The 26,397-nt window shown below is 38.1% G+C and carries 22 protein-coding genes and 1 rRNA gene; 19 read left to right on the top strand and 4 right to left on the bottom strand.

What is annotated here, in order from left to right:
- Window positions 1-191 precede the first annotated feature (191 nt).
- The gene (lspA, locus tag AC1TO5_RS09245; RefSeq protein WP_482063093.1) at window positions 192-644 is read right to left on the bottom strand and encodes a signal peptidase II; all 453 of its coding nucleotides are present in this window, start codon (window positions 642-644) and stop codon (window positions 192-194) included.
- A 188-nt stretch (window positions 645-832) separates the two neighbouring features.
- On the opposite strand from lspA, the gene AC1TO5_RS09240 reads away from it, so the two are divergent.
- Window positions 833-3,205, top strand: a complete 2,373-nt coding sequence (locus AC1TO5_RS09240) for a hypothetical protein (protein ID WP_482062530.1) — start codon at window positions 833-835, stop codon at window positions 3,203-3,205.
- Between the two features lie 538 nt (window positions 3,206-3,743).
- Here the strand turns inward: AC1TO5_RS09240 and AC1TO5_RS09235 are convergent.
- Window positions 3,744-4,487 carry an SDR family NAD(P)-dependent oxidoreductase gene (locus AC1TO5_RS09235; RefSeq protein WP_482062529.1) on the bottom strand — a complete coding sequence of 248 codons (744 nt, stop codon included), beginning with the start codon at window positions 4,485-4,487 and terminating at the stop codon, window positions 3,744-3,746.
- Between the two features lie 113 nt (window positions 4,488-4,600).
- Between AC1TO5_RS09235 and AC1TO5_RS09230 the strand changes: the two genes are divergently transcribed.
- From AC1TO5_RS09230 to AC1TO5_RS09200, 7 genes are all read left to right on the top strand, one after another.
- The gene (locus AC1TO5_RS09230) at window positions 4,601-5,236 is read left to right on the top strand and encodes a TetR/AcrR family transcriptional regulator (RefSeq protein WP_482062528.1); all 636 of its coding nucleotides are present in this window, start codon (window positions 4,601-4,603) and stop codon (window positions 5,234-5,236) included.
- 118 nt (window positions 5,237-5,354) lie between these two features.
- Complete coding sequence (locus AC1TO5_RS09225; protein ID WP_482062527.1) at window positions 5,355-7,001, top strand: copper amine oxidase N-terminal domain-containing protein; 1,647 nt, start codon at window positions 5,355-5,357, stop codon at window positions 6,999-7,001.
- 698 nt (window positions 7,002-7,699) lie between these two features.
- Window positions 7,700-8,380 carry a response regulator transcription factor gene (locus tag AC1TO5_RS09220; protein WP_482062526.1) on the top strand — a complete coding sequence of 227 codons (681 nt, stop codon included), beginning with the start codon at window positions 7,700-7,702 and terminating at the stop codon, window positions 8,378-8,380.
- Window positions 8,381-8,424: 44 nt separating this feature from the next.
- Entirely contained in the window at window positions 8,425-10,110 is a 1,686-nt protein-coding gene (locus AC1TO5_RS09215) for a sensor histidine kinase (protein WP_482062525.1), read from the top strand.
- A gap of 6 nt (window positions 10,111-10,116) precedes the next feature.
- The gene (locus AC1TO5_RS09210) at window positions 10,117-10,722 is read left to right on the top strand and encodes a hypothetical protein (protein ID WP_482062524.1); all 606 of its coding nucleotides are present in this window, start codon (window positions 10,117-10,119) and stop codon (window positions 10,720-10,722) included.
- Window positions 10,723-10,893: 171 nt separating this feature from the next.
- Window positions 10,894-11,487 (top strand): DNA-3-methyladenine glycosylase, encoded by a 594-nt coding sequence (locus AC1TO5_RS09205; protein WP_482062523.1) that lies wholly within the window; start codon window positions 10,894-10,896, stop codon window positions 11,485-11,487.
- Window positions 11,488-11,563: 76 nt separating this feature from the next.
- Entirely contained in the window at window positions 11,564-12,733 is a 1,170-nt protein-coding gene (locus AC1TO5_RS09200; RefSeq protein WP_482062522.1) for a MalY/PatB family protein, read from the top strand.
- A 180-nt stretch (window positions 12,734-12,913) separates the two neighbouring features.
- Here AC1TO5_RS09200 and uraA read toward each other — a convergent pair whose 3' ends face one another.
- Window positions 12,914-14,203 (bottom strand): uracil permease, encoded by a 1,290-nt coding sequence (uraA, locus tag AC1TO5_RS09195; RefSeq protein WP_482062521.1) that lies wholly within the window; start codon window positions 14,201-14,203, stop codon window positions 12,914-12,916.
- A 238-nt stretch (window positions 14,204-14,441) separates the two neighbouring features.
- On the opposite strand from uraA, the gene AC1TO5_RS09190 reads away from it, so the two are divergent.
- The 9 genes from AC1TO5_RS09190 to AC1TO5_RS09150 all read left to right on the top strand — a co-directional run bounded on the left by AC1TO5_RS09190 (window position 14,442) and on the right by AC1TO5_RS09150 (window position 24,003).
- On the top strand, window positions 14,442-15,251 hold the full coding sequence (locus tag AC1TO5_RS09190) for a GTP pyrophosphokinase (protein ID WP_482062520.1): 810 nt from the start codon (window positions 14,442-14,444) through the stop codon (window positions 15,249-15,251).
- Between the two features lie 124 nt (window positions 15,252-15,375).
- On the top strand, window positions 15,376-15,756 hold the full coding sequence (locus tag AC1TO5_RS09185) for an ATPase (RefSeq protein ID WP_482062519.1): 381 nt from the start codon (window positions 15,376-15,378) through the stop codon (window positions 15,754-15,756).
- A gap of 248 nt (window positions 15,757-16,004) precedes the next feature.
- Window positions 16,005-16,292, top strand: a complete 288-nt coding sequence (gene gatC, locus AC1TO5_RS09180; RefSeq protein WP_482062518.1) for an Asp-tRNA(Asn)/Glu-tRNA(Gln) amidotransferase subunit GatC — start codon at window positions 16,005-16,007, stop codon at window positions 16,290-16,292.
- Window positions 16,293-16,321: 29 nt separating this feature from the next.
- On the top strand, window positions 16,322-17,779 hold the full coding sequence (gene gatA, locus AC1TO5_RS09175) for an Asp-tRNA(Asn)/Glu-tRNA(Gln) amidotransferase subunit GatA (protein ID WP_482062517.1): 1,458 nt from the start codon (window positions 16,322-16,324) through the stop codon (window positions 17,777-17,779).
- Window positions 17,780-17,810: 31 nt separating this feature from the next.
- A complete protein-coding gene (gatB, locus tag AC1TO5_RS09170; RefSeq protein WP_482062516.1) occupies window positions 17,811-19,253 on the top strand; it encodes an Asp-tRNA(Asn)/Glu-tRNA(Gln) amidotransferase subunit GatB in 1,443 nt (480 codons plus the stop codon).
- A 115-nt stretch (window positions 19,254-19,368) separates the two neighbouring features.
- Complete coding sequence (locus AC1TO5_RS09165; RefSeq protein ID WP_482062515.1) at window positions 19,369-20,109, top strand: MgtC/SapB family protein; 741 nt, start codon at window positions 19,369-19,371, stop codon at window positions 20,107-20,109.
- The gene (locus AC1TO5_RS09160) at window positions 20,091-21,674 is read left to right on the top strand and encodes a DUF4097 family beta strand repeat-containing protein (RefSeq protein ID WP_482062514.1); all 1,584 of its coding nucleotides are present in this window, start codon (window positions 20,091-20,093) and stop codon (window positions 21,672-21,674) included. The genes AC1TO5_RS09165 and AC1TO5_RS09160 overlap by 19 nt, the downstream gene beginning before the upstream one ends.
- A 93-nt stretch (window positions 21,675-21,767) precedes the next feature.
- On the top strand, window positions 21,768-22,205 hold the full coding sequence (gene perR, locus AC1TO5_RS09155; protein ID WP_482062513.1) for a peroxide-responsive transcriptional repressor PerR: 438 nt from the start codon (window positions 21,768-21,770) through the stop codon (window positions 22,203-22,205).
- A gap of 73 nt (window positions 22,206-22,278) precedes the next feature.
- On the top strand, window positions 22,279-24,003 hold the full coding sequence (locus tag AC1TO5_RS09150) for a glycosyl hydrolase family 18 protein (protein ID WP_482062512.1): 1,725 nt from the start codon (window positions 22,279-22,281) through the stop codon (window positions 24,001-24,003).
- Window positions 24,004-24,169: 166 nt separating this feature from the next.
- Here AC1TO5_RS09150 and AC1TO5_RS09145 read toward each other — a convergent pair whose 3' ends face one another.
- Window positions 24,170-24,547 (bottom strand): YgzB family protein, encoded by a 378-nt coding sequence (locus tag AC1TO5_RS09145; RefSeq protein ID WP_482063092.1) that lies wholly within the window; start codon window positions 24,545-24,547, stop codon window positions 24,170-24,172.
- Window positions 24,548-24,736: 189 nt separating this feature from the next.
- Between AC1TO5_RS09145 and AC1TO5_RS09140 the strand changes: the two genes are divergently transcribed.
- Together AC1TO5_RS09140 and AC1TO5_RS09135 are read left to right on the top strand one after the other, a co-directional pair.
- The gene (locus AC1TO5_RS09140) at window positions 24,737-25,612 is read left to right on the top strand and encodes a nucleotidyltransferase-like protein (protein WP_482062511.1); all 876 of its coding nucleotides are present in this window, start codon (window positions 24,737-24,739) and stop codon (window positions 25,610-25,612) included.
- Between the two features lie 475 nt (window positions 25,613-26,087).
- Window positions 26,088-26,397: ribosomal RNA gene (locus AC1TO5_RS09135) — 16S ribosomal RNA — on the top strand; the annotation flags it as partial.

Raw genomic sequence — 26,397 nt, 5'->3', positions numbered from 1 at the left:
ATATTGCAAAAGTTTTGGAATATCTAGAGGCTTTTCTTTCATTTGCATAAATACTATAAAAATAGAGTCCACAGAGTAGAAAAATAACAAAATGTCCTCGCAGTACAACCACGATTCCGCTTCATTGAAGAGTAGCTTTCTAAAAGTATTCATTAAACTCTCGAACTGCAAAAGATCTTTATAATAATAGCTCAGTTTTTTGCCAATTGAGCACGTTTTTTTAACCCACTAGTTAGCCCATAAATAATAAGCAATAGTGCACCTACTTCGATTGCATGGTCTGCAATATTAAGAACGCCATTTCTACGAATAATAAAGTCTGTCACTTGGCCATGTAGAAGTCGATCTATACCGTTGCCGATCGCTCCTCCGACAAGAAACCCAAAGCTACTATCGATTAGAGCTCCCTTCATATCACCAGTCTTTCGAAAATATAGAACACCAACTACGAATAATACCGCTATTACACCGAAGAGTCGTGCGTTACCTGGAAACAAGCCGCCTGCCATCCCACTGTTTTCAATATGTGTGAGAGGAATTCCCCAGAAGGTAAAGGCTTGGTCAATATCGATATAAGCTCGAATGACATATTTAGTAAACTGATCGATTAAAACTACTACCATTGCGATAATATAAAATACGATATTGCTCCCTACTTTCTTTCAAAAAGACATAGTTATATTATAGCAAAAATGATTGCTCATCGTAATTAGTATTCCCAATTATTAAGCTTATCTAAGCTGGATGTGTTCTGCTTTTTCTTATTCTCTAAACTTCTATTATATGGTAAATTAAAAAGGGGAGAAGTTTCATTGACGATGAGGAGGATACAATGTTCAAAACAGCTTTGAGTCTATTATTAATAGTGATTGTATTGATCGGATGTGAAAGTATGCTAGGAAATGATAAAGGCAAGACGATTATTCAAACCCACGAATTTGATATGTCATCGATAGATACTACAACAGCAGGAATATTAGAAAGATCCTCATCCGCGTTGACATTAGGTACTACATATTCTCAGCCGCATCAATTTATCATTTATTATGGAGAATTGAATTATAGCGGGATCACTGATTATTCAATATATGATTTCATCATTGTATCTGACAGAAACTTGGACAGTGTAACAAAAGTAAGGGAACAGGGGGTTAAAGTTTTTCAGTATATTCCTTTCGGATCAAGATTTAAAGATTCGGAGCAATATATGCAATCGATAAAAGAAACTATAAAGTCGTTGCAGGAGCAGGGGATTGCTGATGGCATATTTCTTGATGAGTGCGATATTGCTTATTGGGACATCGCATATCAGGAAGAGGCTGACAAGCAACAAATTTTCCACTCGAAACTTCAAGAGATTACTGAATATATTAAGTCTCTAGAAATGGAAAGTGTTGTTAATGGAACGAGATCGTTTGCTGAGCTTGGTGATTATTATTTATGGGAAAGCTATGTTACCTATTGGAATTCTAATCAATTGGTATGGGATTCCTCGATATCATTAGGGCGGACAGCTTCTATAGATGGAGAAACTACTTATGGTAGAAGATTTACAGATTGGAGCTTTGAAGGTACGACATATATTAAGGATGGTAAAGTAGTTGGTGGCGAGAAAGGTGCAATGGAAATTGTCGTGGATATGGATCGAATTTTACAAGCGGAAGATAATAGAGCTCAGTACGATTGGATATATCCACAATGGAAGGGGACTGGAGGAAGCGATGATACTGTTTTCATCCAAGCGTGGATAGGTAACAGCTTACCTTTTGACAGCAATACATGGACGGAAGTTCCAGATCTATGGACGAGTGAAGCGGATAGCTGGATCGGTATCGGGAAGCAATCGAAATATTTGAAGTTAAGATTTGAATTTAACGGGGCTAATCCATTGAGTATGGAACAAGTACTATTAAAGTTCAATTACAATTATCCGTACTGGGATATGGATCGTGCCAATGGTGCAGCAGATACGAATTCATACATATGGAATTTCAATAATAGTCAGCTTGACTATATTGAGCAGAAAAATGCTAGTAGCCCTTCAACGATCAAAACACTAACTCAGAGCTATGGTGAACTGGACGATCAAGCAAGAATTAACTATACGTTCCTAAACAATGCTGTTCATGAGCTATATGGGTGGAGCTATGCACATCCATCGATGCAAACGGTAAAGTATTATGACATTCTAAGTGAACCACTAGGTATGTTACTGTATCAGGAGCAACGTGGAAATATTACGACAGGTTATTTTACAGGTAGTACTGCGACGATCGATAAAGCTTCTCATACAGCAACATTAGCTAGAAATCAAGGTAGCTACTACTTCGATGATGCGATTACGATTGATGGAGAAATGATGGATTGGAGTAATAGCGATCAGCTTTATATGAATCCCGATATAGTTGAAGATGCCGCTGTAACTAGCTTATCGATGACAGATGATCGTCAATATTTATATATCAAATTAAAAGTTGCTGGTCACATTAATTTTGATACAGATGCAAACGGTGTTCCGCAATATTTCTACAATATATATGTTGACTCGGATGGGCAGCTATTAGATGGCTTCAAAGGTTCATGGTGGAATTCGGCGGATATTGCTGCAACGTATAAAGTATCTAATGGAGGATTGTATAAATGGGATGAAAGCTTTACAGATCAGCATAGTAATGATGGCTGGAAATGGTTAGGCGAGCAAGATATTGATTATATTATCAATTCAGCGGGCGATGAGATTGAATATCGTATTTCGAAACATGTACTTGGAGATTTAACGTCAGAAACGATTAAATTTTATATAACGGTAGATGAAGCAAACACGATGAATTCGCAATTCATTCCACCTGAATATTTGAATGGTACTGAGTTTACCGGACAGCTATCCTACTTACAAAAAGTATTCCAGCCCTATATCCCGCATGGATTTATTCAATCAGAGATCATCGAAGTAAACGAAGGGAGAAAGGCGACTTTAAGTTGGAGCGAAGTCATTCTTGATCATACTGCTGTGAAGGCATGGATCCGAACAAGGTCAGTAGGTAGTCATTCATGGGATAGTTGGCAAGAGGTTACGAATGGTCAAATCATCGCTAATAAATTTGATAGAATTCAGTATAGTCTTGGTCTATACACTGAGCGAGGAAAGAATACACCACAGCTGTCCAATATTGTACTAAGCTATGAAGAAACAATGCGAGACTAAAGCCCAATCACAGACTGCACTACAAACCCAGCAATGTGTACGGCACGAGTACACGAGCGGTCAAATGTCCAAGTCACCCAATAAAGGTTGAAAGTCCGGTTTTTGAACTACCTCATTAAAATGAAGGTTCAAAAAGCGGACTTTCAGAATCAAGCAGTTGAAATGCTACTTGAGAAAGGCGGAAGCGCAAATGTACGTCATTGGTACATGCGATCCTACAATGTTTCTGCAAGAAACATACATCGGAAGCATATGCCGTACTTTCCAAGTTCGTTTCAAATGCGCCGTCGACTAATCTACGTCAGCATAATCATCGTTATCAAAGTCCGCTATTTGAACTACCCTATTAAAATGAAGGTTCAAAAAGCGGGCTTTCGCAAGTCAAGCAGTTGAAATGCTACTTGAGAAAGGCGGAAGCGCAAATGTACGTCATTGGTACATGCGAACCGTACTTTCCAAGTTCGTTTCAAATGCGCCGTCGACTAATCTACGTCAGCGTAATCCTCGTTATCAAAGTCCGTTTTTTGAACTACCTCACTTACTTGGCTGTTACTCCACCGTCTACTGGTAACTCAACCCCAGTAATATGATTAGCTTCATCTGATGCAAGGAATAGAACAGCAGCAGCAACTTCTTCTGCTTTACCAAGCTCAGGCAAAGCAATTTCTGCTAAGAAATGCTCTTTATATTGTTCCATATGCGGTGCACTCATTGGTGTTACGATATAACCAGGATATACGGAGTTAACACGAATATTCTTTTTACCATAATCAACAGCAGCAGCTTTTGAAATAGAACGAACAGCTCCTTTAGAAGCTGTATATGCTCCAGCCCCAGCCATACCACTTAATGCAGAAATGGAAGCAATATTTACAATGGACCCACCCTTGTTTTGTTCCATAAGCGGGATGGCTTGTTGCATACCATACATAACGCTATTAACGTTAATAGCATACGTACGTGCCCAATCTTCTTCTGTTTGATCTGGAAATGGTGTTGCTAATGAAATACCAGCATTGTTAACTAATATATCTAGTTTGCCATATGTTTCAATGGTGACACTATAAACATGAATCCAATCTTCTTTTGATGCAACATTATGTTTAACTGCTATAGCTTCGCCACCTGTAGCGACGATTTGAGCTACAACAGCTTCTACAGCTTCCAAATTAATATCAGTCAAAACAACTTTAGCGCCTTCTTTGGCAAATAATATCGCTTCGGACGCACCCATTCCACTACCTGCACCAGTGATGACAGCAACTTTTTGATCCAATCTCATCTGATTCACCCCATAATCAAGTTTTGATAGTCTGACTATCATATTTTTATTTTAGTCCTTATGTGATAACATTGCAAATAAAAGATCCTAACTAGATGGGAAGGGGAATAACAATGTCACAAGGGGTTCGCGAACAGAATAAAAACGCTCGCTATAAAAGTATCGTGTCCACAGCTGAACAATTATTTCTAGAATATGGGCTTGATAGTGTTCAAATGCAAGATATCGCTAATGCTGAAAAGATCGGAGTAGCCACACTTTTTCGCTATTTCCCCAAAAAAGATAAATTGATCGTAGCAGTAGCCATTCAAAACTTAGAACGAACGATACCGGTTTTTCAACAAATCGCACAGTCGCCGAAATCTGCGTTTGAACGTTTGGAAGATATATTAAATTGTTTACTAGAAAATCAAACAGAAACAAGACATAATTCCGCAAAGTTTAGAGAAGCGTTTGAAAGCTACGCCGCCTTTTCCAAAGAACCATTATCTAATATTGAAGAGTATATTGAAACACAGAAGCAAATTTCAGATATGATTACTCCGATTATTGTAGATGGTGAGAAAGATGGTTCCTTGCGACAGGATATCCCTATTAAAGAGTCGATTATGACGGTTATCAATGTTTACGGTATATTCGGCAATAATATTGTACTGAAATCAGAAATTACCTATCTTGATGACGATATTCAGCCTCATATTCAGCAAAAACTATTGAAAGACATGCTACTTGCTTATGTTCGAGCATAACTATTGAATGGACAGTAGATAATTAATCTATCAAACAGTTTACATATTTCCAGCCTAATAGTAATATTATCAATGGTGCACTAAATTTTACCAACATACTTAGGAGGAAAATAAGTTAATGCAGAAACTAAAAAGTGTTAAGAGATTAGTAGCTTTAGTTTTAATTTGTAGCATGGTGATTTTAGCTGGTTGCCAAGCTATTGGTGGAGTAGACATTAATGAAGCATTGAAAAAGACGCTTAAAGTAACGTCATCAGAAGGTAATTCTTCTATGGAGTTTAAGTTGAATTTCAATGAAGAAGCGTTGATTAATGATGAGATTTTTGCTGAAGATGAGGAACTTATTTCTATTTTACGTTTAATATCTAATGTAAAAGTATCGATTACCGATATGAAAATGCAGGATCAAAAAAACATTTCTTTGAAGGGACATCTAACTTTAGGTGATCTATCAGAAATTAATTTTGATATGAAAATGTCAGAAACATTACTTATCATTTCATTAGAAGGTGCTACTCGTTCATTCACTTTCGATCTTACAGGTGAAACTAGTGAGAGATTAATGAATGACTATATGTACTCTGAATACGGAGTGACAGCTGAAGATGTTGACAATGTCACGGAGATTGCGATTGATGATGAGAAAATTATTGCTGCTGTGCAATCTGCAAGCGAACTTATTACCGACTTCAGTATTCAAAAACTTCCTAATCTTGAGCGGATGTCTGCGACGCCTGTAACAGAGGATATCAATGGTGAAGCAACGAAATTAATGAAAATTCATGGTGAATTAAAAGGTATGGAGCTATGGAATTGGTTCAAGAAAATCACGAACGCGCTACTTGATGATCGTGCAGGACTTGAAAAATTACTTAGCGAAGTACTGAATTTATTTAAAGATGAGCCTGAACTGATTGAAGATCTTGCTATTTTCAATTATGGAGAATTCGAAGCAAGAATCATTACGGAAGCTGATAAGCAAGCCCTTATTGATGAAGCTGTTACATTAATTGTTACTTCTCTTGAAGAGATGAAGACTTCAATGAATGAAATAGAAACAGAAGAAAAAGAAATGCTTGAATTATTTTTGGATGATTCATTAGAGATTAAATTCGATATGTATATCGATTCAAATCTAGATATTCGCAAACAAGCTTATTCATTGAACTACGTAGTAAGTGATGCAATGAAGGAAGAGCTTGGTACTTTTGTTTTTGAGGGAATAAGCATTACGTCGGAAAGTGAAGCTTGGAATATTAATGGAAAGGTTTCTGCAGAAGTACCTGTGGCATCTGGTCTAGAAGTGAAATTAGAGTCTTTTGATTATTTGAAAGGTTTTGAAATCGTTAATTACTTCGATGAGGATTCAGTTGCCTATGATTTATTGAAAAATAAACTGCATATTTCCAAGCAAACGTACTGGAACTATATTGATGAACCAGGATACTATGCTGCATTTGTTAATAAAGATAATTATGGAATGATCCCTGTTAGAGAGATCATTGAAGAATTTGGTGGAAATATTAGATTTGATAAAGCAACAGAGCAAATTCAGATCTACGATAAAGCTACAGAGACAACGATCAAGCTACAAATTGGTAGTGACAAAGCAAACATTAACGGTACGACTGTACAGTGGCCAACACCAGTTGTAGTTATTGATGGAACTACTTACGCACCAGCTCGAGCTTTAGCAACTGCTCTTGGCGGAGAAATACTATGGGATAGCCAATCTGGTTATGTGGAGATCGTAAGAGAACCATAATGGTAGTTCTAACTTAATAAGTATTACATTTTCACTAACTGTGAATGATGGACGAGGCATTATCATTGAATATTTCGATTAAGAGATATTCGTGGTAATGCCTTTTTTGTGTGGAGATTAGTCGCGTTAAAATAATTTCTTGAAAAGTGTTTACAAAATGCTGTTTGCTTAATATATTAATACATCAAGATGTTTCAGCATGATGTGAAAGAGGTGACTTGAATTCATGTACAATAGAAAATGGATTCGCTTAATTTCCCTTGCTGCTGCCCTAATTACTTTTGCCATTGTATATACTATTATTCGTTGTTTATAAAAGGAAATTGTTGAGAGCAATAATGGGTACACATACGTTGATCACACTAAACGGACGATAAAAAGATAATGATCCGATCAACGAAGTAATACTTCAAATTATAGAAAACCGCTAAAATGATTATTATTTTAGCGGTTTTTTGTGTATGTACCAAAAGGTGAATACCCTCTTACAGGTAACCACGCTCACTTGGTGATATTATGTATTTGCGCTAGCCATTTACCAAATGAAGAAAATTAATCTGTGTATACACATGAAGTACACATGACCCCCTTATAATTACGATATGAAGCAAACGAGGTGGTACAATGTGAATGGAACTATTGTGTAATGATACAATACTCATATACACGATAGAAGATATGACTTGGAGTGAATGTCAATGAGACGAAAATTATTGCTGGTTGAAGATGATATTCATATGCGAGAGATTGTTGCGGATTATTTTATTGCTGAGCATTGGGATGTCATTGAAGCTGAGAATGGGCTAATCGCACTTGAAAAATTTGAAGAATATACGATTGATCTTATTATTCTTGATATTATGATGCCAAAGCTCGATGGCTTCGGAGTTTGTCGCAGCATTCGTAGAAATTCCGATGTGCCAATTATTATGATTACAGCAAAGGCTGAAGATGATGATCAAGTGCTTGGCTACGAGTTAGGTGCAGATGAATATGTAACGAAACCATTCAGTCCTCGTGTATTAGTTGCTAGAGCGAACGCGTTGTTGAAACGTACAGAGGGGACAGTAGGTAGTGAAGGTGAGCTACTTAAATTTGGTGAACTTACCATTCATCGCAATTCTCAAGAGGTGAAGATAACCGATGAGGTCGTTAATCTATCCCCGAAAGAGTACGAACTATTACTACTATTAACAAAAAATAGTGGGAAGGTGTTATCTCGTCTTTTTATTTTGAACACAGTTTGGGGCTATCATTATGAAGGTGATGATCGCGCGGTTGATACTCATATTAAAAAAATAAGAGCCAAACTAGGAGCGGAAGGACGATTCATTGTAACCGTCATTCGATCAGGCTATAAATTCGATCCGCTGCTATGAGGAGACATTCGGTCGTATTCAAATTGTATATGATTACTTCTATTATGATTATTCTGTTATTTGCAGTTGTAATGATTATGGAGAGTATGTTTTTCGAGAAGTTCTATCGCAATATGAAGCTTGCTGAATTGCAGAGGCAAACATCTAGTTTTGCAGAAGGTTATGAGAAAGTATCTACCAATCATCAAGCTGTATCGCAATTGCTTGGTCACTATATGAATGAGTATGATGCTAGTATTGCAATATTAGACAGTCAGTTTCAACTGCGTGAATACGATCCTTATTATATTGTAATGCAGTTGCAGCAACGTGCCATTACGATAATACTTCCAATGGCAGGAATGACTTTCGATCAGCTTCCTATTGGACTTCATATAGGTAATACAATTACGGTAGATGGGATTTACATGGATGAACAAGATAGCATTATGCATCCTTTACAATTGCTATCAGATGGCGGTCCTCTCGAACAGGGTTTAGTGCGAGAACAAGGGACCATAATCGACATGCAAATACCAGAGCAACGATCGTACAATCCAATGTATCAAGATCTTCTAGTGAAGCAGATGGTTCAAGATTGGATGTTATCGGAAGAGTGGGCGAATATTCATTGGGCGCATCAAGAACAAGTAACGACCGTATGGAATGATCCGTGGAGTGGTGTTGAATATGTGACTTTGTTACAGAAGGTAACAGATGAGCAACAATACGTACTGCTTATGACATCGCTACAACCCGTTGATGAAGCAGTGGAAATGATGAAAAAATATGTGCTTTATATATTCCCTATCATCATTATAGTTGTATTTATATTAGCGATTTTCTATTCAAGGTATATTACAAAGCCACTTGTAAGGTTAAATAGGTTTGCAGGGCAACTAGCTAAGCTTCAATTCTCTGAGAAGTCACCACTAAGTAGCAAAGATGAATTCGGACAGTTAGCTACTCGCTTAGTCGAGCTTTCTACAAATCTTGAAGCTACGTTAACTCAATTATCAGAACGGAATGAGCAATTGCAAGCGGAAATGAAGGAAAAGCAACGCTCTGAACAGCTCAGAAAAGAGTTGGTAGCTAATATATCACATGAATTGAAAACACCTCTTGCCATTGTCAAAGGTTATGCAGAAGGGCTGCAAGATGGCGTAGCCAAGGAGAAGAGTGACAAGTATCTAACACATATTGTTAATGAGAGCGATCGAATGAATGAATTAATTCTCGATATGTTGGAATTATCTAAGTACGAAGTAAAAGCGATTCAATTAGAGCTTAGAGGATTTAATATCGTTGAACTTATCCAACAAGTATGCCAATCGTTCTCTAAGATTATTGAAGCAAAGAACTTACATCTAGCATTCAGTCCTTTGCGGCATAATGAATATTTGGTAGAAGCTGATTATAAACGGATTACGCAAGTACTAATTAATCTAATAAGTAATGCTGTTCGCTATGCACCTGTTGGTAGCGAGTTAAATATTAAAGTACAGCATCAAGATGATAACCATGTTGTTATAAGTATTCATAATGAAGGCGAACATATCCCAGAAGAACAATTAATCAATATTTGGGAGAAATTTTATCGTCTAGAGCAAGCGAGAGATCGTAAGTCAGGTGGTACTGGACTAGGTCTAGCCATTGTAAGTCATATTTTACAGTTACATCATAGCCAATATGGGGTAAGGAATACTAAGCAAGGAGTAGAATTCTACTTCTCATTAACAGAAAGCGAGTGATTTATAATGAAGATTAGATATATGGTTATGACGGGAGTTATTGTTACGTTATTAAGTGGGTGTGGTGAGCAATCGGGTAATAATGTCAATCAAGGTAATAATAACGCTAATGCACCTATAACATCAGAAATCCCAGGCAATGAAGATACAAATGTAGATGAAACTTCTCCGTCAAAAACAGAGAAAGAGGGTACGAATGGCATTCAAGTAGAACCTACAGAAACAGCCAAGCCAACAAAAACAACCGAACCAACCAAGCCAACCGAACCAGTAGCAGAAGCTAACAATGATCAGATATTAATCATTATTGATCAGGCTGAGAAACCGATTGAAGGCAATAGTTTTGACTTTTCCGTACAAAAGCGACCAGAGGGTTATATGCTAACTTCAATGAAATGGAGTTCATCATCATCCGAAGTAGTTAATACACTGCAAGAAGCAATCGAGCATGGTAGCAATGGTGAAGATGGTTTCTACATTAGTGGAAATGGTCAATTTATGGGGTTCTTCTATGATGATTCGCTGAAAGGTGAAGAGGGAACAGTTTCCTTCACCTTCACGAATGAGGCTGGTCAATCATTAACATGGGAGAAAGTGATTACACTGTATTAAGAAAAGTTGAACATTTACCCTTACACATGATACATTCAAGAAGTGTATCGTATGTCATTAGTATACTAATCAGTAATAGGTATAAGAATGAATAGATAATGAGAAGGATAATATTGATTGGCGTGCAGCTAACTAATATTATCCTTCTTCTATTTCTGTAAAGGGGAGTACATGGTGAAACTAGAGATATTGCCACAATCCTTCTATAATCAAAGCACGCTAGAGCTAGCACAGGCTTTACTCGGTCATATTCTCGTAAAGGAAACAGCTGCGGGTATAACAGCAGGCTATATTGTTGAAACGGAGGGCTATCTTGGTCCAAAGGATCAAGCGGCGCATGGCTTTAAAAATCGTATAACGGCAAGGACGGAAATTTTGTTTTCGGAAGCGGGGCATGTATATACACATACGATGCATCGTCATTGCTTGGTGAATGTTGTGAGTGGTGATGTTGGAATACCTGAATCTGTACTAATTCGTGCGGTAGAGCCTGTACTTGGCATTCCGATCATGCAGCAACGACGCGGCGAAGATAAGAAGGAGCGAGACCTAACGAATGGTCCAGGTAAGCTATGTCAAGCGCTAGGCATTACGATGGACGATTACGGTAAACAGTTCACGCAAGCTCCACTATATATTGCACAAGGGATTACGTATGAACAAATCTCTTCTAGCCCCCGAATCGGAATTGATAATAGCGGAGAAGCAAAGGATTATCTATGGCGATATTATGTAGAGGGGAATCGATATGTTTCCAAGCGGTAGCCAGATAAAAAGTTGGCTTCTTATTGTAAAAGTGATAAAGTTAGTGTAACTAAACATGATAAGAGGTGTGACTAATTTGATGTATAATTTTGATGAAATCATTGACCGACGCAATACTCGTTCTTATAAATGGGATCAAGTGGGTCCTTTGTTCGGTGACGCTTCTATTCTGCCGCTATGGGTCGCAGATATGGACTTCTATAGCCCACCAGCAGTACAAAAAGTACTTCAGCAACGTACGGATATAGGGATATATGGTTACTCAATTAAAAACAGTGAATATTACGAAGCCATCACAAATTGGTTTGAACGTAGACATGATTGGAGTATACAACAAGATTGGATTATAGATGTTCCAAGTGTTGTAACGACACTTAGTTTATCTGTAGACCTATATACGAAGCCTGGCGATGCCGTAGTTCTTCAATCTCCAGTCTATTATCCGTTCTATGATGTCATTGAAGGGAATAATCGCACCGTTGCTCGCAATCCACTACGTATTGAAAACGGACGCTATGAGATGGATTTTGAAAATTTAGAACAGCTGTTCAAAGATGGCGCCAAATTAATGCTGCTTTGCAACCCGCATAACCCTGGTGGTCGTGTATGGGAACGTTCAGAATTAGAAAAAGTCGCTAAGCTGGCTGTTCAATATGGTGTTATTGTCGTATCCGATGAAATTCATTGTGATCTAACTTTTGAAGGACATCCACATACTCCGTTTGCTTCTCTATCTGAAGAAGCAGCGAATATTACGATTACGGCACTTGCTGCAACAAAAACATTCAATATTCCAGGACTACATACTTCATTCGCAGTTATCTCTAATGCAGAGCTACGTGAAGTGTTCGATAAGCGTGTAAAAATATTAAGTATTCATATGGCCAATCACTTTGCGCAGGATGCTGTTCAAGCAGCTTATAATGAAGGTGAACAATGGCTTGATGAGTTGATCGTCTATGTGAAAGCTAATCTAGATTACGCAGTAGAATATCTTGCGCAGCATGTACCAGCAGTTAAATCACTGGAGTCACAAGGTACATATCTGCTATGGCTAGATTGCCGTGCGATTAGCGAGGACCCAGCTGAGTTGAAGGAGCTTATGTATAAGAAGGCGAAGGTAGCCTTTAATGAAGGCTCTACATATGGTGCGGAAGGTGCAGGTTGGTTACGTATTAATCTTGCTTGTCCACGTTCGGTTCTCGAACAAGCATTGAAGCAATTTGTAGATGCGATTAATAACTAAGGCAAATCATTAACGTTCAAAGCCAAAACAAGAGCTTGACGAAAAACGAACGGACATACGATGCGCTAATTAGATAAATTAGCTACTATTTTGATATCCACTTATCGCGCACAAAAAAAGGCTGATCCTTTAAAGTAGTTGTAATATACTTTAGGATCAGCCCTTTTTGTTTTCTAGTAATTAATGTTCAGACTCTTCATAATCATTGGACACTTTCAATACATCAAACAGTTTGAACAACAAGCTTAAAATAATTGCTACTACCGTAGCAAGAGACATACCCGACATGGCGAAGTCTCCAATAGAAAGAGTTACACCACTTAGACCAACTACAAGTACGATTGTCGTTAAGTAAAGATTGGTAGGCTTACTGTAATCTACTTTTGATTCGATAAGTAGTCTTAGACCTGATGCCGCGATAACACCGAATAATAGTAGTGATACACCACCCATAACAGCTTCTGGGATATTTGAGATTAACCATGAGAATTTACCTAAGAAGGATAGCGCAATTGCAATGACTGCTGCTAGTCCAATAACGAATGTAGAGAATACACGAGTAATCGCAAGGACACCGATATTTTCACCATAAGTTGTATTGGGTGTAGACCCTACAAAACCAGAAATAATCGTGGAAATTCCGTTACCAAGTAAAGAGCGGTGTAGACCAGGGTCCTTGGAAAGATCTTTATCAACGATATTACTTGTAACGACTAAGTGACCAATATGTTCCACGATGACAACGAGCGCAGCTGGTGCAATTGTCGCAATGGCAATCCAATTGAATTCAGGAGTAGTCATCGTTGGGAACTTGAAAAATGCAATATTGCTTATTTCATTGAATTTTACTAAGCCCATAAAGATAGCTAGTACATAACCGAATATGATACCGAAAAGAATAGGGATAATTCGCATGAAACCTCGGAATAGAACGGAACCGATTACTGTTACTGCTAATGTAGCGATAGATAGGATAACAACTTGTGGATCCATTACCCAATTTGGATCGTGATCTTTACTAATCCAACCAGCCATACCAGCCGCTACTGGAATGAGCTCCAAGCCGATAACGGCAATAATTGCGCCCATCGCTGCAGGAGGGAAAACAACATCAATCCATTTGGTACCGACTTTTTGAATGATGAATGCGACGACTGTGAAAATAATACCTACTACGATAAAGCCGCCAAGTGCATCAGCATAACCGCCACCAGCTTGTTTCGTAATAATTGCAGTTACTGGTGCAAGAAACGCAAAGCTTGAACCTAAGTAAGCGGGGATTTTCCCTTTTGTGATCAATATGTACAATAGTGTACCGATACCATTCATCAGCAAGCAGATCGCAGGATCTACTTTTAAGATCGTAGGTACTAATACTGTTGAACCGAACATTGCAAATAGATGCTGAAGACCAAGCATAAGTGACATTGCTACTGGTGGTCGTTCGTGAACACCAATTGATTTGCGCATGATTATTGCTCCTTTAATAAAATAGTAATTGCTTTGTAGATTCTATACGAATTCGACTAATTCTGACAAGGGCTATGTTAGCTATTATTTGCAGGAGCTTGTATTAATACACCTAATCGCGAACTAATTTGCGTGACGATAATTCAATCGTATACAATAGAGAGGTGGACGCTGAGACTACACATAACGACTTATAATGGGTAAGTGAAGCTGGGCGGCACAAGTGAGGAGAATATAGATGAACAACTATCAACTGATCTCTAATCAAGTAGAACAATTCAAAAAATTACGCGATGATGTTACACGTGTCATGATGATGTATCAATTCGCCTTAACTGAATTAGAAACGAAAATTGAAATATTAAAGGAAGAATATCAACTTCTGCATGATTACAATCCGATTGAGCATACGAAATCTCGTGTGAAATCGTTTGAAAGTATTATTGGTAAAATACAAAGGAAAAGTCTTCCATTTTCTATTAATAGCATTCGCCATGAGATTAAGGATGTAGCTGGCATTCGAATTACTTGTTCTTTCATTTCAGATATTTATCGTGTGCAGGAGATGCTGCAGAAACATTTTGATGTGGAAATTTATGAAGTGAAAGATTATATATCGAGTCCTAAGCCTAACGGATATCGTAGTTTACATCTTATCGCGGGTGTTCCTGTTGTGATGACAACTGGTCGTGAAATCGTATGTGTTGAAATTCAAATTCGTACGATCGCTATGGATTTTTGGGCGAGTTTGGAACATAAGATTTTCTATAAATACGATCAAGCCGTTCCATCCAAACTTACAGCAGAATTAAAGCAAGCAGCCGATGTTGCTAATAATTTGGATGAGCAGATGGAAAGATTACATCATGAGATAACGATTATTAAAGAAAATCAAGATCACGATGAAAGTGATGAATTTGCTAGACTTTTACTTAGTCAAATGGGTCAGTCTCAATTGAAGCTTCCTCATATTTTTGATCAATCATTGATAGAATTACCAGAGATTGAAGGAAATGTAGAAGGAAGCGCAAAGAATAAAGGCGAATAATGTATAGTTTTATCGACAATTAGCGAAATTCTATGTAACTTGCATAGACAGATTGCCGAAAGTTTAGTAGGATAATAGGCATATCACATAGCATTTCATGTGCTAATCATAGGGGTTGAAGTCGATGTTACCACTTGGATCTAAAGTAGTTTTTATAGAGGATCAATTTGAACAGAAGCTTCCTATAGGTGAGTATGGGTACATCATTGCATATGATCGTAATGCCGATAACGTGTTTGATTATGTTGTTCGTGTCCCTAGCCTGAATCGCAATTTTGCTGTGCCTGATGAGGATATTGAATTAGAAGAAGAAATTCTTAAGCAGGAAGCCGAGCAAATTGAGAAGGAAGCATTAATTGATTATGCACTTGCTACTCAGAACGAGCAATTATTTTATAATATTATGAATGGTGTAGCAGAAGAGGAAGTTGAAGAAGAGTCTGAGCCGCAGATCACAACAGGTGAAGAATTTATTCGTCAAATTAATCTAAAAGCATGGATCTAATGAAAGAGAGGTAGCGTGTGAAAGCTCGCTATGTCTCTTTTTTCTGTTGTCATTGCTATAATTGTGCTAGGCAGGATATAATAATATGAATGATTGTACATAGAATTATGCTTCCGATGTACTTTTCATTTGCTGAGAAGCTACACATAGAAGCTCAGAAAAGTTTAAGCCTCATGCTTCCGATGTACTTTTCGTTTACTGAGAAGTTACACACGAGAGCTTAGAAAAGTTTAAGGAGAGTATTGTTGATGAGTATAACGTTAAAAGATGTTGACCATGTAGCTAACCTTGCACGCTTGGAGCTATCTGATACTGAAAAAAATCAGTTTACAGATCAGCTTAATGCTATTTTGAAGTATGCTGAGAAGCTTAATGAGCTGGACACTGATCATGTAGAGCCTACAAGTCATGTGTTTGAGCTTGTGAATGTTATGCGTGAAGATGTACTGAAGGAATCGTTACCGATTGAGAAGGTACTTCTTAATGCGCCTGACGAAGAAGACGATCAAATAAAAGTACCTGCGGTACTTGAATAATTTAGAGAGAGTGAAGGGAGGAACTACTGTTGTCACCTTTTGAATTAAGCATCCAAGAAGTTGGAGCAAAGCTGAAAAACAAAGAGCTTTCTGTTACAGAACTAGTCGATGCATCATACCATCGCATCGCTGAAACAGATGAGAGCATTAAAGCATTTATTACATTGAATGAGGACGCTGCACGCACACAAGCCTCTCAATTAGATGAGAAATTAGCAAATGGACAAGCAGAAGGAGCTTTGTTCGGTTTGCCTGCCGGAATTAAAGATAATATTGTTACTGAAGGTTTGTTAACGACATGTGCCAGCCAATTTTTAAGTAATTATAATCCTATTTATGACGCTACTGTAACGAGTAAGTTACGTGATGCCGGTACCGTTACGATTGGTAAATTAAATATGGACGAATTTGCAATGGGTGGTTCTAACGAGAACTCTAGCTATTTCGCAACACGTAATCCATGGAATACAAACCATGTTCCTGGTGGTTCAAGTGGTGGCTCGGCAGCAGCTGTTGCGGCAGGACAAGTTTACTTCTCGCTTGGATCTGATACAGGTGGATCGATTCGCCAACCAGCTGCATATTGCGGTATCGTTGGTTTGAAGCCTACTTACGGTCTAGTATCACGCTTTGGTCTAGTTGCCTTTGCGTCATCTCTTGATCAAATCGGACCACTTACGAAAAATGTTGAAGACGCAGCTCATGTGCTGCAAGCTATTGCCGGTTATGATCCGAAGGAATCTACCTCTGCTAATGTAACGATTCCTAATTATGCGGATGCACTTACTGGTGATGTGAAAGGTTTGCGTATTGCTGTTCCTAAGGAATATCTAGGAGAAGGTATCGATCCACGTGTGAAAGAAGCCGTTATGAACGCTTTGAAAACATATGAATCGCTTGGCGCTACATGGGAAGAAGTATCGCTGCCACATACAGAGTATGCGATTGCTACGTACTACTTACTTGCTTCATCTGAAGCATCTTCTAACCTGGCTCGTTTTGATGGCGTTCGTTATGGCGTTCGTGCAGAAAATCCAGAGAACCTTATCGATCTATATCGTAAATCTCGTAGTCAAGGCTTCGGTCAGGAAGTTAAGCGTCGTATTATGTTAGGTACGTATGCATTAAGTTCTGGCTACTATGATGCGTATTATTTGAAAGCTCAAAAAGTACGTACATTGATTAAGCAAGACTTCGATCAAGTATTCGAGAAATATGATCTTGTTATTGGACCTACAGCACCTACTCCAGCTTTCCGGATTGGTGAGCAAGTTGGCGATCCACTAACGATGTATCTTAATGATATTTGTACAATTCCAGTTTCGCTAGCGGGTATTCCGGCAATTAGTGTACCATGTGGTCAAGCTGATGGTCTGCCAATCGGTTTACAAATTATCGGTAAAGCATTTGATGAATCTACAGTATTACGTGCAGCTCATGCATTTGAGGCTAATACTGAATTCCATAAGCAGCGCCCACAGCTATAAATTTGTGCGTGATTACGAAAGGAAGATTATTATGACTACCAATAAATACGAGACGGTCGTAGGTTTGGAAGTGCACGTTGAGCTGCATACGAATAGTAAGATTTTCTGTGGCTGTTCAACTGCTTTCGGCGCACCTGCGAACTCTCATACATGTCCAGTTTGCTTAGGTCATCCGGGGGTTCTTCCTGTGTTGAACCATCAAGCTGTAGAATATGCGATGAAAGCATCCATGGCATTGAACTGCCAAGTAGCTGATATTAGTAAATTCGATCGTAAAAACTATTTCTATCCCGACTCACCTAAGGCGTATCAGATTTCACAGTTTGATCAGCCAATTGGTGAACATGGATATATTGATATAGAAGTGAATGGTGAAACGAAACGTATTGGTATTACGCGTGTGCATCTTGAGGAAGATGCGGGTAAATTAACTCATATTGATGGTGGTTATGCTTCATTGGTTGACTTTAACCGTGTAGGAACACCACTAATTGAGATTGTATCTGAGCCAGATATCCGTTCACCTGAAGAAGCAAAAGCTTTTCTTGAAAAAATTCGCACGATCATGCAATACTGTGATGTATCTGATGTGAAGATGGAAGAGGGAAGTTTACGCTGCGATGCGAATATTAGCTTACGCCCTTATGGTCAAGCTGAGTTTGGTACTCGTGCAGAATTGAAGAACATGAACTCATTCCGCGGCGTGCAGCGTGGATTAGAATATGAGCAAATTCGTCAAGCAGAAATTCTTGATGAAGGAGGCATCGTTGTTCAAGAAACTCGTCGTTTTGACGATGCCGTTGGTAAGTCCTTCTCGATGCGTGGTAAAGAAGAAGCACATGATTATCGTTACTTCCCGGACCCAGATCTTGTGAAGCTTAACATTAGTCAAGAATGGAAAGATGCGATTCGTGCTACGATCCCTGAACTTCCAGATGCTCGTAAAGCTCGTTATACTTCGCAATTCGAACTTTCTGATTACGATGCTGAAGTGATTACATCATCGAAAAAAATAGCCGATCTATTTGAAGAAAGTCTTTCCTATACGAAGGATGCTAAAGGTGCAGTAAACTGGATTATGGGCGATCTGCTAGCGTATCTGAACAGTAATAACAAAGAACTATCGGATATTGCGCTTACTGGTCAAGGTCTAGGTGAAATGCTAGGTCTGCTTGAAAAAGGTACAATTAACGGTAAAATCGCTAAGACGGTATTCAAAACAATGATGGAGACGGGTAAGCTTCCAGGACAAATTGTTGAGGAACAAGGTCTTGTGCAAATTAGTGATGAAGGTGCATTGCTTGCCATCGTTGATGCTGTGCTTGAGCGTAATCCGCAATCGATTGAAGATTATCGTGCTGGTAAAGAAAAAGCGATTGGCTTCTTAGTCGGTCAATTAATGAAAGAAACTAAGGGGAAAGCAAACCCTGCATTAGTTAACAAGCTACTTATTGAGCGCTTGAAATCTCAGTAAAGTTAATGATTATAGTGGCATACAATAGTAGTACATTACTGCGTGGTTTCACACTATGAAATCACGCAGTATCTCTTTGTATTCATTATAATTATTGTGAAAAGGAAGTGCATAAATGCTATTAGCTGTAGTTGATAGTCCGTGGTACATTGACGAGGTAGAAATTCTGATTCGTCTCATCATAGCATTAGTACTTGGCGGAATCATTGGTTTTGAGCGTGAGCAAGCTAATCATGCTGCTGGATTTCGAACTAATATATTAGTTTGTGTAGGGGCATGCTTGTTAATGTTATTATCTATTTATGGATTTTCTGATTTCGTTAATGAAGTTAATGTACGTGTAGACCCGGCGAGACTTGCTGCTGCAGTAATTACAGGAGTAGGTTTTCTTGGAGCCGGAACTATTTTAATTACCGGTAAAAAAATATCTGGACTTACGACTGCAGCATCCTTATGGGTGGTAGCTGCGATCGGATTAGCGGTAGGAGCAGGATTTTATTTTGCCTCTATTGCAGTTATGATTTTAGTTGTTTTGACTCTATGGCTATTTAACAAATTAGAATCGCGTTTTTTTCGTAATAAGCAGCATTATGTAGTTAACATGACATGTTCCGATCAAGCAATATTGCTATTGCATACACAACAAAAATTAGATGAACATCATGCAATCCTTAATAAAATGTCAATTGAAGAAATGGATACAATCGATATTCATGCGGATGATAAAGCGAGCGATTCGCGATATATTAAAGTTTCACTTCATATTCATGTATCCCGTAAGCATAAAGAAAGTATGTTGTCACTCGTGCAGGACTTGAAGCAAGTGGAGGGTGTTCGTTGGATCGGTTACGAGTAGGTTATGGCGGAAATTGGATTATAGCAGGCCTGGCGATGTTATTGCCGGGCTTAGGTCATTGCTATCGCGGCATCTACGATAAAGCAATATTTATTGTGAGTAGCTTTCTATTTCATCTGGCGCTTGCATATACATTGTTACATGTGCTCGTTATTGAACAACCATTAACGATTGCTTTTCTAATACTTAGTTTGCCTTATCATTATTTTTATGCGATTTTCAATAGTTTACAAGCAATGGATGATAAAAATTATTATAGAAACTCATGGATCAAAATAGCTTTCTCGTTAATATTGCTAGTGCTAACCATTGTTTTGTTGTTACCATTCAGTAATACGTATGCGTTCAAATTACAAATTATTTACCACTATCCGATGTTCATAATTATGAGTATTGTTATGTATGTAGTTACGCATTTGAAAGGGAAAATAAAACCATATATTTTAATAGGTAGAATTACGGTAGGAGCTTTATTGACATTGCTATCCATTTTATTATGGTTACAACAGATTGCACCGATACAGTGGGTGCAGTGGGGCTACATTACGCCACTTGTATTTCTACTTGAACTTATTGTTTTAGCGATATATTACTATTGGTTTAATCGAGCAGCGATGTTTAGACCTGATTATTGGGGCGTGTTCGTCCTTATTATACTTGGAAGCACATCTTACTTTGTCATGCAGTATAGCGATTATCCCACAAAAATATTACAAAGCTTTCATGCTCCTGCTCCCAATAAGGAACAGTTAGATGGATCAGCTGGTTTCCGCTATGAATTAGCACCAATTAAATTACCTATGGATGCATCAGGGGAAATTCAATTTAGAAATTTGAATGGTTACGTTGAAATTGTACGGGATGATGTAGATGAATTGACGTTATACCCTGTCCTATATGTGAACACGGAAGATGAAGAACAAGCATTAGAAGTAAAGCAGCAAAGTTATATTGATGTTAAATTCGATAGTGGAATATTAATGCAATCACAACTACCTTTATACAACTTGAATCGTTATCCGCGTATGGATGTGAAAATGGTTATCCCTAATCATTATGAGCTTACTGAAGGTATGAGGATTAAGCTAGAGCATGGTGCCCTGCATATCGAAGGGATAACGATATTGGATAAACTTAGTATTGAAAGTAATAGTGCTGCAATTAATGTATATGGAATAACCGGAGATGTGGAAGTAAGTACTAAGCAAGGAAATGTTTTTATGAAAAACATAGATGGTAGTGTAGCAGTACAAAGCAAGAAAGGGATGGTTACACTTATTAATCCACTTGATGACGTACAAGCAACTGCACTGAATGGCTTGTTACATGTTATAACTAATAAGGTGGCAGGTAATTGGAGTTTGACCGCAACCGTAGGAAATATTGTAGTGAAGCTGCCAAGAAAAGCACATTATTTAATGGGAGCTAAAGTATCTTTTGGAAAAATATCAGGCGATCGAATTGTTGAAAAGAATAGTAAACGATATGAAGCTAGTGTTGGAGCTGCTATATATACGATATCTATGTATGCCTCGAATTATATCCTTATAGAGGTTGCTCAATAAGCGAACATTGACAAAACTTAATTTATAAACGTATTATAGTAGTAATGATTTTTTTATAGTAATAATTATATTATTAGGAAAGGCGTGAGGGGAATGATTACTAACGTGCAATTAGCTTTAGAACAATTGAAAACTAATGGCGTTCGAATGACCCCGCAGCGACACGCGATATTAAGTTTTCTGATGGATACGCAATCGCATCCTACTGCTGATGATATATACAAGGCTTTATCACCTACTTATCCTAGCATGAGTGTTGCAACTATTTATAACAACTTACGTTTATTCGTAGAAGCGGGCTTAATACGCGAACTAACTTATGGCGATGACTCTAGTCGTTTCGATGCGGATTTATCAGATCACTATCATGCAATTTGCAAATGTTGCGGGTCAATCGTAGATTTTATCCATCCTCCATTACTTGAAGTTGAACGTGTAGCTTCGGTAAGTACAGGTTTTATTGTTCAAGGGCATCGTATGGAGATATACGGTCTCTGTCAAAAATGTAGCAGTACTCAACTTAAGTATTAGATTTCATTTGACGTGCAGAATAGCGATTCATTTCATCGCTCTTCTGCACGTTTTTAATTAGGAGCGATAAAAATTGGAACCTAGACAAACATTTCACGTGAATAAGCGAAAGGGTTTTCGCTTTAATAGTATCATCTGGCTATTTTTCGTTATTGCATTGGTTGCAACATGTTGGATCGGTTATGTAAAGCTTGTCCCTTCGTTTGAGCAAAATAGTACAACCTATCCATTTGAGCATCCTATCTATTATGAAGGTAAGTTGCAAGCTTCTGGTGCTGTTATTGTAGATGAGCATGTAAAGCTACCTTTACCATTACTAGAAACGATTTTAATAGATTCACCAATATATTATGAGCAAGAAAGTAATACACTGGTATTAACAACGGTTGATAAAGTGTTGCGATTTGAAACGGAATCACTGAATGCGCTTTTGAATGAGAAATCATATGAGTTAACTTTAACGGCAGATGTAGTTGATGATACGGTCTATATACCATCAGAAATTATTGAGCAATTATATGGTTTTCATATCGAATACTCTGCTTCAACGGGAATTGTGATGGTTTATAAGGGAAATGACGCTGTAGATACGGTGACTATTACTAATGAGAAGGGGAGTCACTTACGCGAATCTGCAACGATTAAAAGCCCATATTATAAAGTGATAGAATCAGGGCAACAACTTATGGTGTGGGAGCGACAAGAAGGCTGGCTTCGCGTTCAAACATTAGATGGCGTTGAAGGCTTTGTAAAAGCATCACATACTATAGAAGGCTCACCGATCGTTTATGCAAGTGATGTGGATGAATATAAAGGGATAGATCATGATTTGGCTGGTCAAAAGATTAATTTAACGTGGGAAGCTATATATAATAGACAACCTAACTTGGCGGAAATGCCAGCAATGGAAGGTGTTAACGTTGTAAGTCCAACATGGTTTGAACTTGTGGATGATACTGGAAAGATTCAAGGTAAAGCTACCCATGAGTATATAGAGTGGGCTCACGCACGGGGATATCAAGTTTGGGCGTTATTCAGTAATGGATTTGAGCCGGATCAGACGAGTGAAGTGCTTGCTAGTGCTGAAAAGAGATTTTTTATGATTCAGCAGTTAATTGCATTTGCTCAGCTATATCAGCTTGAAGGTATTAATATTGACTTTGAAAATGTATATACAAAAGATAAAGAAAATCTTGTGCAATTTATTAAAGAGTTAACGCCAATTATGCATGAACAAGGATTAGTCGTTTCTATCGACGTAACACCTAAATCTACGAGTGAAATGTGGTCAGTATTTCTAGACCGTGAAGCACTCGGTAAAATCGTTGATTACATGATTGTTATGGCATATGACGAACATTGGGCGGCGAGTCCAAAGGCTGGTTCGGTAGGTTCTCTTCCTTGGGTTGAAAATTCTATTTCACGAATTATTGAAGAAGATGGAGTGCCTCCTGAGAAATTAATATTAGCAATGCCATTATATACACGGATATGGTCTGAAACCATTCAGGAAGATGGTTCCTTGAAAGTGAGTTCCAAAGCGATTGGGATGAAGCGTTCGGATGAGATTATTGCTGAGCAGTCATTAGAACCGCAATTGGATGAAGCCAGTGGCCAACATTATATTGAGTATGTGGAAGAAGGAGTCACTCAGCGAATTTGGTTAGAGGACGAGCTTTCCATTGCGAGTAGAGTTGATCTTGTGCATCAATATGATTTAGCAGGTGTCGCGACATGGGCAAGGTCGTTCCAGAAGCCCGAAATATGGCCGGTCATACAGAAGTCACTATTTAAGTAGATAGTTCAAAACATCTACTTGTGATCACGATGGTTAGCTTCGCGGTGGATTTGGCAGCGAAGCTAACGATTTATAAAAACAAAGGCTAGTCAGTGATGGAATCATCATTGACTAGCCTTTGTTCTCTTATGTAGATTATTTATTATGGTAAGAGTTAATCCAGTAACTATGAACGAGCTTGTTCACTCGTAGTTTCTGTAGAAAGGTTTGTAGCATTTGTAGTTGCAGCGTCAGGATCAAGTGTGAGAATTGTTTTGCAAAACATACAGCGATCCGTTTTGCCTAACATTTTTGTTTGTTTGTGACATTCAGGACATTGCAGCATCGTTGCACTTGTAGACATCATGCCAGCCCAGAAGTAGATTGCAACACTTACTAGCAAAGCGATTAGACCGATAACTAAGAAAAATGCAGCGATAATTTTACCTACATTACCAAATAGCAAAATTCCTCCCGTGCCAAGAATCATAACACCCATACCTACAAGTGTGAAAATCATCCCCCAAAGTCGAAACTCATTAATTTTTGCTGATTTGAAAAAGATACTTTTCATTCTGTCATTCCTTCCTCGTATAGTAGCTTCAATAAATAGCAACTTTCAATTCATCAATCTCTCTTAAGACAAAATATTTCGAAAAAAAGCAGGAATCAACATGTAATTGTCGAACAAATGTAGTGTCTGCAAGTTCATATTATATCGTATCTTTATATGATTAGCTATACGGAGGCAGTGGTGGAAATTATAAAAAAACAATTACTTGAACTTTACTCATTAAGAAAAGATGTGCAAGGGCTAGTGCTTATGCATAATGTGGAGAAATTTCCTTTCCACACCAATGAATATGTATTCTATTTACTAGTCGTATCAACAAAAGAGGATAATATCGCAAAGGTCGAGCACTTAGAAATCAATCACGAGAGAATTTTTGTTAGAACGGTACATTCACGTGAACTACAAGATTCTAATACTACACAACATCGTTATAACTTAATGGATTGGTTAATGTCAGGAGAAATCATTGCGGACAGTCAACAATATTTAGCAAAGATGAAGCAACAAATCATTGAGTTTCCCAATAAGCTGCGTGATCAGCGAAAGCTTTGTGAGTTTAGCGGCTATCTGGAAACGCTTTTTCAGGCAAAACGCAATTTATCAGTTGGTAATGTGTTGGATGCTTATAGCCAGATATTAGGTTCGATACATCATTGGGCCAATCTTGTACTTATAGAAGAAGGCATTCATCCTGAACTCACCGTATGGAAACAACTTCGTAAAGTGCATCCAGGTGTATATAAGTTGTATGAAGAATTAATAGCAAGTCCCGAAACGATCGAGCAACGTGTTGAGTTGGTCATGCTTGCTTGTGAGTTTTCTGTAGTGAGTAAGATGAAGATATATTGTAAGTATCTCCTTGATATTATGAGTGAGAAAAAAGAGTCATGGAGTATAAGTGAGTTACAGCAGCATCCGCAATTGCAATATATTGTAGAGGATATTACGCTAGTTATTCAAAAACTTGTTCAAGGTCATCATTTGAAAGAGGTAGCTATCCTTAATAAGGATGTACAAAACAATGTAGTTGAACTTCAATATGTATTGAATTATTAATGAAAAAGGGTGTTGATTACTGATTAATGCCCTTTATATGGTGAAATAATCAAAATAAAGCGAAAAAATAGCGTTAATTAATATAATTAATAATTTTATAAGGAAAAGTATTGACTCTTATAGTGATTATATGATAAATTACTACTTGTCGCTTCGAGCGGTGTAAAAGTAAAGAAAAACAAAAATTACTTTTTCGAAAAAAACACTTGCAATTAGATAGACAGTTATGATATATTATTCCTTGTCGCCGCGAGAGATTGGACGATAAGAAATAAAGAAAAAATGGATTTTATCAGTGAAACTGAGAAGATACATTATTATAATTTCTAACCTTGATCTTTGAAAACTGAACAACGAGTAAGAACTGCCATTAACAATTTCACCCCGTGAAATTGTTAATAACAAGCGAAACACGAAGATCTTTCCGAGCACGTTGTGCATCGAAAAGACTTCACTAATGAGCAAGTCAAACACCTTAATGGAGAGTTTGATCCTGGCTCAGGACGAACGCTGGCGGCGTGCCTAATACATGCAAGTCGAGCGGAGTTTGAAAGAAGCTTGCTTCTTTCAAACTCAGCGGCGGACGGGTGAGTAACACGTGGGTAACCTGCCTATAAGCCTGGGATAACATTCGGAAACGGATGCTAATACCGGATACGCGTTTTGATCGCATGATCGAAACGGGAAAGACGGAGTAATCTGTCACTTATAGATGGACCCGCGGCGCATTAGCTAGTTGGTGAGGTAATGGCTCACCAAGGCGACGATGCGTAGCCGACCTGAGA

The organism is Paenibacillus sp. Y930 (genome assembly GCF_056786375.1).
The sequence above is the reverse complement of the archived record's forward strand: the minus strand, read 5'-3'. Positions and strand labels throughout refer to the sequence as shown.